The sequence below is a fragment of the Enemella dayhoffiae genome, from assembly GCF_002250625.1.
Lineage (GTDB): Bacteria > Actinomycetota > Actinomycetes > Propionibacteriales > Propionibacteriaceae > Enemella > Enemella dayhoffiae.
The window spans coordinates 1-6,771 of record NZ_NMVQ01000022.1 but is presented as its reverse complement, the minus strand read 5'-3'; the positions used below and the strand labels follow the sequence as shown (position 1 = coordinate 6,771).

The window sequence follows — 6,771 nt, the reverse complement described above, 5'->3', positions numbered from 1 at the left end:
CAATCGGGCACTACCGTGGGACATGAGAACCTCCGGGTTGGCGTGGGCCTTCGACAAGCCACATCCCATTCGGAGGTTCTCGTTCGTTCAACCAGGCTCGCCGCTACCAACGTCCTGGCCGGGTACAGCTAGCCGCCGGCGCCTGCGGCTATCTGACCAAGGACGCAGGCGGCGCCGAGGTGGTGGCCGCGGTCCAGGCCGCCGCGGCCGGGCGTACGCCGCTGGACTCGCGGATCGCCGGACGGGTGGTCGCCGGACTGCCGGACGCCGAGCCCAGGTCGGTCCGGGAGCGCTTCCCGGAGTTGACCGCCCGCGAGGCCGAGGTGCTGCGCCTGCTCGGCGAGGGGCGGACCAATCCCGAGATCGCGGCGGAACTCGTGCTGGGCGTGTCCACCGTCAAATCCCACAGCAACGCGATCTTCACCATGCTCGGTGTGGCCGACCGGCGCGCGGCCATCGACCGGGTTCGCCAGGGGTGACGGTCTGAGGTGTACGCCAACGGGCCGCACCCCGGTTGGGATGCGGCCCGTTGGTCTCGACTCGTCCGCTGACTTCAGTCGGCGACGACGATCACTTCGCCTTCTCGCGGATGGACACCAGGCGCCAGCGCTTGGTCGCCGACAGCGGTCGGGTCTCCATGATCTGGACGCGGTCGCCGATGCCGGCCTCGTTGTTCTCGTCGTGGGCCTTCAGGCGTACCGTCTGGCGCATGACCTTGCCATAGAGGCGGTGCATCTTCCGGTCCTCGACGGCCACGACGATGGTCTTGTCCATCTTGTCGCTGACGACATAGCCGGTGCGGACCTTGCGAGCGGTGCGCTCGGTGGTCTCCTCGGCAGCAGCGGTCTCGTTCTGCGTGGACTCGGTCATCTCAGGCCTTCTTCCTGCTCGACTTGGCCGGCTTCTCCTCGGCCACGGGCTCGTCCGTGTCCGGCTCGGCCACGATGCCCAGGTTGCGCTCCTGCAGCACGGTGTAGATCCGCGCGATGTCCTTGCGAACGCTGCGCAGACGCCCGTGCGACTCCAGCTGGCCGGTGGCCGCCTGGAACCGGAGGGTGAACAGCTCTTCCTTCAGCTCGGTCACCCTGGTGTTGAGCTGGTCACGGCTCAGGCCACGCAGATCGGCGGCAACAAGTGTCTTCGCCATCAGTTCTCACCACCCTCGCGCTTGATGAAGCGCGCCTTCATCGGCAACTTGTGAATGGCCAGACGCATGGCCTCGCGGGCCACGTCCTCGGGCACACCCGACAGCTCGAACATCACGCGTCCGGGCTTGACGTTGGCGACCCACCACTCGGGGGAACCCTTGCCGGAACCCATCCGGGTCTCGGCCGGCTTCTTGGTCAGCGGACGGTCGGGGTAGATGTTGATCCACACCTTTCCGCCTCGCTTGATGTGACGGGTCATCGCGATACGCGCCGACTCAATCTGGCGGTTCGTGACGTACGCCGCCTCCAGCGCCTGGATCCCGTAGTCACCGAACGCCATGGAGGTGCCCCCCTTGGCCATCCCGGTGCGCTTCGGGTGGTGCTGCTTGCGGAACTTCACTCGACGAGGTACCAGCATGATCAGGCTCCTGCGGTCTCGGTGGCGGACGCCTCGGCCTGGGCCGGGCCCCCATCGCGAACTTGCTGAGTGTCACTGCCCTGCGGGGCGCCACCGTCGCGACGGGGGCGTCCACCGCGCTCGGGGCGATCGCCACGGTTCGGGCGGCCGCCACGGGACGGACGCTGCCGGCCGGTGGCGTTGTTGCGGGCGGCCTTCTGCGCGGCGCGCTCGGCGCGGGTGCCCGAAACGTCGCCCTTGTAGATCCACACCTTGACGCCGATCCGGCCGAACGTGGTGCGGGCCTCATAGAAGCCGTAGTCGATGTCGGCACGCAGGGTGTGCAGCGGCACCTGACCCTCGCGATAGAACTCCGAGCGGCTCATCTCGGCGCCGCCGAGACGACCGGAGCACTTGATCCGGATACCGCGGGCACCGGCGCGCATGGCGGTCTGCTGCGCCTTGCGCATCGCGCGACGGAAGGCCACGCGCTGACCGAGCTGCTCGGCGACACCCTGGGCGACCAGCTGCGCGTCGATCTCGGGGTTCTTCACCTCGAGGATGTTCAGCTGGACCTGCTTGCCGGTGAGCTTCTCCAGCTCGCCGCGCACCCGCTCCGCCTCGGCGCCGTTGCGGCCGATGACGATGCCGGGACGAGCGGCGTACAGGAAGATGGTGACGCGCTCGGAACGACGCTCGATCTCCACCGAGGAGATGCCCGCGCGCTCGAGGTTCTTGGTCAGGAAGTCGCGGATCTTGACGTCCTCACCCACCAGCTCGGAATAGTTCTTGTCGGCGAACCAGCGGGTCTTGTGGTCGGTGGTGATGCCCAGGCGGAAGCCGTTGGGATTGATCTTCTGCCCCATGCTCAGGCCTCCTTCTCGGTCTTCTCGTCGGACTTGGTCTGGGTGGCCGGCTTGGCCTTGGCGTCACGCGCCTCGCGCGGCTCGACGACCACGGTGATGTGGCTGCCCCGCTTCAGGATGCGCGACGCGGAACCCTTGGCCCGCGGCCGGATCCGGCGCATGGTGACACCCTCGTCGACGAAGGCCTGCGAGATGTACAGGTCATCGGCGCGCAGCTGGTCGGTGTTCTCGGCGTTCGCGGCGGCCGAGGCCACCACCTTCGCCACCGGCTCGGACGCGGCCTGCGGGGCGAACCGGAGGACGTCCAGGGCCTCGCTGACATCCATGCCACGGACCACGTCGACGACGCGGCGTACCTTGGTCGGGGACATCCGGACGTGGCGCGCGATGGCGTACGAACCGGGACGATCGCCGAGCAGGGCGGAGCGACGGCTGGGCCGTGCCTTCTCTTGTGTGCTCATCTGACTGCTTCCCTATCCCTCAGCGCCCGCGCTTGGACTTGCGGTCTTCCTTCACGTGACCCTTGAAGGTCCGTGTCGGGGCGAACTCGCCGAGCTTGTGACCGACCATCGAGTCGGTGACGAAGACCGGCACGTGCTTGCGACCATCGTGCACCGCGATGGTCATCCCGATCATGTCGGGGACGATCATCGAGCGACGCGACCAGGTCTTGATGACAGCGCTCTTGGCACCCTTGTCGGCCTGGGCCTCCACCTTCTTCATCAGGTGGTCGTCGACGAAGGGGCCCTTCTTCAGGCTGCGTGGCATTGTTCAGACTCCCGTTCAGCGCTTCTTGCCGGACTTGCGGCGGCGGACGATCAGGCGGTTGCTCGCCTTGTTCTTGTCGCGGGTGCGACCCTCGGGCTTGCCCCACGGGCTGACCGGGTGACGGCCGCCGGAGGTCTTGCCCTCGCCACCACCGTGCGGGTGGTCGACCGGGTTCATCACGACACCGCGGACGGTCGGGCGCTTGCCCTTCCAGCGGTTGCGGCCGGCCTTGCCCCAGTTGATGTTGGACTGCTCGGCGTTGCCGACCTCGCCAACGGTCGCGCGGCAGCGTACGTCCACCATCCGCATCTCGCCCGAGGGCATGCGCAGGGTGGCCATCTTGCCCTCACGGGCGACCAGCTGGATCGCCGCACCCGCCGAGCGGCCGAGCTTGGCGCCACCGCCGGGGCGGAGCTCCACCGCGTGCACGGTGGTACCGACCGGGATGTTGCGCAGCGCCAGGTTGTTGCCGGGCTTGATGTCGGCACCTTCACCGGCCTCGACCGTGGCACCCTGCTTCAGGTTGACCGGGGCGATGATGTAGCGCTTCTCGCCGTCGGCGTAGTGCAGCAGCGCCAGGCGGGCGGTCCGGTTCGGGTCGTACTCGATGTGCGCGACCTTGGCCGGGACGCCGTCCTTGTCGTAGCGCTTGAAGTCCACCATCCGGTAGGCCTGCTTGTGACCGCCGCCGATGTGGCGGGTGGTGATCCGGCCGGAGTTGTTCCGTCCGCCGGTCTTCTTGTTCGGGACGAGCAGCGACTTCTCCGGGGTGGACCGGGTCAGCTCGACGAAGTCGGCAACCGACGAGCCACGACGGCCCGGCGTTGTCGGCTTGTACTTACGAATACCCATTGGTTCTTCCTCTCAGCGGTATCCAGCGGCCTCAGGCCGCCGGACCTCCGAAGATGTCGATGCGCTGGCCGTCGGCGATGGTGACGATCGCGCGCTTGGTGTCCGGGCGCTTGCCGATGCCGACGCGCGTACGCCGCTTCTTGCCGATGCGGTTCACGGTGTTGACACCGGTCACGGTGACACCGAAGACCTGCTGGACCGCGATCTTGATCTCGGTCTTGTTGGCGTCGGGCGCGACCAGGAAGGTGTACTTGTTCTGGTCGAGCAGTCCGTAGCTCTTCTCGCTCACGACCGGCGCGAGCAGGATGTCGCGATGGTCACGGATCTTCAGTGCGTCACTCACTTGGATTCCTTGCCCTTCAGCACGTTCACGAAGCCGGCAGCCTCAGCGGCCGCCTCGCTGTCGAACCACACCTCGGCGACGGTGGCGTCGTACCACTGCGACTCGGGGGTGTGGAACTTCATCGAGTCCTCGTTGCCCTTGATGTCGAAACCCTTGGGCGGGTTCTCGCCGCGGTAGGAGCCCTTGCCGTAGTCCTTCTTGTCGGACTCGGCGGCCAACTGCTCGTTGGTCGGCTCGGCGGTGTCCTCGGTCTCGCTGACCAGGGTGGCCGCCTGCAACTCGGCGTTGGTCGGCTCGGCGGTCTCCTCGGAGGTGGCCACCGACTTCGCGCCCTTGCCCTTGGTCGGGCCGGCCACGAAGGCCTCGAGCGCGGCGGCGGTGAAGACGACCTCGTCGGCGACCAGCACGTCATAGGCGTTCAACTGGTCGACGGCCAGGGCGTGCACCGTGGCGGCGTTGCGCAGCGACAGCCAGGCGACGTCCTCATCGCGAGCCAGCACGACCAGCACCTTGGTGGTCTGGGCGACGGCGTTGATCGCGGCGAGCGCCTTCCTGGTGGAGGGGGTGTTCCCCTCGACCAGGTTGTTCACCACGTGTACGCGGCCCTCGGCGGCTCGGTCGGACAGGGCGCCGCGCAGGGCGGCGACGACCATCTTCTTGGGGGTGCGCTGGCTGTAGTCGCGCGGGGTCGGGCCGTGCACGATGCCGCCGCCGGTCCACTGCGGGGCGCGGCGCGAACCCTGACGGGCGCGGCCGGTGCCCTTCTGGCGCCACGGCTTGGCGCCGCCACCACGCACCTCGCCACGACCCTTGGTCTTGTGGGTGCCCTGGCGGGCGGCGGCCAGCTGGGCCACCACGACCTGGTGGATCAGCGGGATGTTGGGCTCGACGCCGAACAGCTCGGCGGGCAGCTCGGCCTGACCGGACTTCTTGCCGTTCAGGTCGGTCACATCAACGGTGAGGCTGCTCATGCTCAGGCCTCCTTCTGGGTCTTCTTGGCGGCGGTACGCAGCACGACCAGGCCGTTCTTCGGGCCGGGAATCGCACCCTTGACCAGGATCAGGCCGCGCTCGGCGTCCACCGAGTGCACGACGAGGTTCTGCACGGTGACCTTCTCCACGCCCATCCGGCCGGCCATCCGCAGTCCCTTGAACACGCGACCGGGGGTGGCGCAGCCACCGATGGAGCCCGGAGAGCGGTGCTTGCGGTGCACACCGTGCGAGGCACGCAGGCCGTGGAAGCCGTGCCGCTTCATCACGCCGGCGGTGCCCTTACCGCGGCTGACGCCGGTGGCGTCAACGATGTTGCCGGCGGCGAAGGCCTCGGCGGTGATCTCCTGGCCGAGCTCATATTCCGAGGCGTCGGCGGTGCGCAGCTCGGCGAGGTGCTTGCGCGGGGTGACCCCGGCCTTGTCGAAGTGCCCGGCCGAGGGCTTGGTGACCTTCTTGGCCTTGATCGCGCCGAACCCGAGCTGGACGGCGGAGTAGCCGTCGGTGTCGGGGGTGCGGACCTGGGTGACCACGCACGGGCCGGCCTGGATCACGGTGACGGGGACGATCTTGTTGTCCCCGTCCCACAGCTGGGTCATCCCGAGCTTGGTGCCGAGGATGCCCTTGACGTTGCGTTCAGCGGTAGCAGTCACTGGTGTCACGTCCCTCAGAGCTTGATCTCGATGTCCACGCCCGCCGGCAGGTCGAGCCGCATCAGCGAGTCGACCGTCTTCGGGGTGGGATCGATGATGTCGATCAGCCGCTTGTGGGTGCGCATCTCGAAGTGCTCACGGCTGTCCTTGTACTTGTGCGGCGAACGGATCACGCAGAACACGTTCTTCTCGGTCGGCAGCGGCACCGGGCCGGCGACCTTGGCACCCGTACGCGTCACCGTGTCGACGATCTTGCGCGCCGAGCTGTCGATGACCTCGTGGTCATAGGCCTTGAGCCTGATGCGGATCTTTTGTCCCGCCACAGTTCGTCCTTCTCCTCGTACCGACTGGTCCGGTTGTTGCCAACCGCGAGAGCTCTGCTGAGCACCTCGTTCGTCCTGCTGCTCCGACCCCCGCGGTCGGGTGTGTCGCACGTTCCGAGCACACCACCGCAGGAAATCCCTGCTGTATGGAGTGCCCGGCGGCGTACGCCCGGCCTGACGGAAGATCTCCTGGTGCGGCGTACCCGGCTCGCGAGGATCCGGAAAAACCGGACCCCTGGGCCATGACACGCCCCGTCGGAGCAACCCGACAATCTTGGCAGATCCCGGCCGAGGATCCAAATCGGCGGCGAGACTCACACATAGTCCCCGGGAACGAGGGGGCCGTGCCTCACATACTTTCCCCCGCGAAGCAGTGGCCGGCCACGATGGGGTGTGAACGCGAAGGTTTTGTCGATGGCGGCCAGGTTCGAG

Annotated in this window: 12 protein-coding genes; 1 reads left to right on the top strand and 11 read right to left on the bottom strand. The window is 67.7% G+C overall.

Translation table 11 applies throughout. The features are described 5' to 3' along the window. Positions 1 to 179 precede the first annotated feature (179 nt). Complete coding sequence (locus CGZ93_RS10930) at positions 180 to 479, top strand: response regulator transcription factor (protein ID WP_229117373.1); 300 nt, start codon at positions 180 to 182, stop codon at positions 477 to 479. A 91-nt stretch (positions 480 to 570) separates the two neighbouring features. Here the strand turns inward: CGZ93_RS10930 and rpsQ are convergent, their stop codons facing one another. Genes rpsQ through rpsJ form a run of 11 tightly spaced genes read right to left on the bottom strand, consistent with a single transcriptional unit; the run spans position 571 to position 6,339 of the window. Continuing rightward, positions 571 to 870, bottom strand: coding sequence for a 30S ribosomal protein S17 (gene rpsQ / locus CGZ93_RS10925; protein ID WP_094364173.1), 300 nt, complete (start codon positions 868 to 870; stop codon positions 571 to 573). Position 871: 1 nt separating this feature from the next. After that, on the bottom strand, positions 872 to 1,147 hold the full coding sequence (gene rpmC, locus CGZ93_RS10920; RefSeq protein WP_094364172.1) for a 50S ribosomal protein L29: 276 nt from the start codon (positions 1,145 to 1,147) through the stop codon (positions 872 to 874). Continuing rightward, entirely contained in the window at positions 1,147 to 1,566 is a 420-nt protein-coding gene (gene rplP, locus CGZ93_RS10915; protein ID WP_094364171.1) for a 50S ribosomal protein L16, read from the bottom strand. Before rplP ends, rpmC begins: the two co-directional genes overlap by 1 nt. A gap of 2 nt (positions 1,567 to 1,568) precedes the next feature. Continuing rightward, positions 1,569 to 2,411, bottom strand: a complete 843-nt coding sequence (gene rpsC, locus CGZ93_RS10910; protein ID WP_094364170.1) for a 30S ribosomal protein S3 — start codon at positions 2,409 to 2,411, stop codon at positions 1,569 to 1,571. A 2-nt stretch (positions 2,412 to 2,413) separates the two neighbouring features. Continuing rightward, entirely contained in the window at positions 2,414 to 2,872 is a 459-nt protein-coding gene (gene rplV, locus CGZ93_RS10905) for a 50S ribosomal protein L22 (RefSeq protein WP_094364169.1), read from the bottom strand. A 19-nt stretch (positions 2,873 to 2,891) separates the two neighbouring features. Next, a complete protein-coding gene (rpsS, locus tag CGZ93_RS10900; protein WP_094364168.1) occupies positions 2,892 to 3,179 on the bottom strand; it encodes a 30S ribosomal protein S19 in 288 nt (95 codons plus the stop codon). A gap of 15 nt (positions 3,180 to 3,194) precedes the next feature. After that, positions 3,195 to 4,031 carry a 50S ribosomal protein L2 gene (gene rplB, locus CGZ93_RS10895; protein ID WP_094364167.1) on the bottom strand — a complete coding sequence of 279 codons (837 nt, stop codon included), beginning with the start codon at positions 4,029 to 4,031 and terminating at the stop codon, positions 3,195 to 3,197. 31 nt (positions 4,032 to 4,062) lie between these two features. Next, positions 4,063 to 4,374 (bottom strand): 50S ribosomal protein L23, encoded by a 312-nt coding sequence (gene rplW / locus CGZ93_RS10890; protein WP_229117372.1) that lies wholly within the window; start codon positions 4,372 to 4,374, stop codon positions 4,063 to 4,065. Further along, positions 4,371 to 5,345 carry a 50S ribosomal protein L4, sunset domain variant gene (gene rplD, locus CGZ93_RS10885; RefSeq protein WP_094364166.1) on the bottom strand — a complete coding sequence of 325 codons (975 nt, stop codon included), beginning with the start codon at positions 5,343 to 5,345 and terminating at the stop codon, positions 4,371 to 4,373. The genes rplW and rplD overlap by 4 nt, the downstream gene beginning before the upstream one ends. Positions 5,346 to 5,347: 2 nt before the next feature. Next, the gene (gene rplC, locus CGZ93_RS10880) at positions 5,348 to 6,016 is read right to left on the bottom strand and encodes a 50S ribosomal protein L3 (protein ID WP_094364165.1); all 669 of its coding nucleotides are present in this window, start codon (positions 6,014 to 6,016) and stop codon (positions 5,348 to 5,350) included. 14 nt (positions 6,017 to 6,030) lie between these two features. Further along, positions 6,031 to 6,339, bottom strand: coding sequence for a 30S ribosomal protein S10 (gene rpsJ, locus CGZ93_RS10875; protein ID WP_012923688.1), 309 nt, complete (start codon positions 6,337 to 6,339; stop codon positions 6,031 to 6,033). Positions 6,340 to 6,771 lie beyond the last annotated feature (432 nt).

What these genes read in the sequence shown, in the direction of transcription:
- rpsQ (WP_094364173.1), bottom strand. Translation starts at nt 870, where the DNA reads ATGACCGAGTCCACGCAGAACGAGACCGCTGCTGCCGAGGAGACCACC.
- rpmC (WP_094364172.1), bottom strand. Translation starts at nt 1,147, where the DNA reads ATGGCGAAGACACTTGTTGCCGCCGATCTGCGTGGCCTGAGCCGTGAC.
- rplP (WP_094364171.1), bottom strand. Translation starts at nt 1,566, where the DNA reads ATGCTGGTACCTCGTCGAGTGAAGTTCCGCAAGCAGCACCACCCGAAG.
- rpsC (WP_094364170.1), bottom strand. Translation starts at nt 2,411, where the DNA reads ATGGGGCAGAAGATCAATCCCAACGGCTTCCGCCTGGGCATCACCACC.
- rplV (WP_094364169.1), bottom strand. Translation starts at nt 2,872, where the DNA reads ATGAGCACACAAGAGAAGGCACGGCCCAGCCGTCGCTCCGCCCTGCTC.
- rpsS (WP_094364168.1), bottom strand. Translation starts at nt 3,179, where the DNA reads ATGCCACGCAGCCTGAAGAAGGGCCCCTTCGTCGACGACCACCTGATG.
- rplB (WP_094364167.1), bottom strand. Translation starts at nt 4,031, where the DNA reads ATGGGTATTCGTAAGTACAAGCCGACAACGCCGGGCCGTCGTGGCTCG.
- rplD (WP_094364166.1), bottom strand. Translation starts at nt 5,345, where the DNA reads ATGAGCAGCCTCACCGTTGATGTGACCGACCTGAACGGCAAGAAGTCC.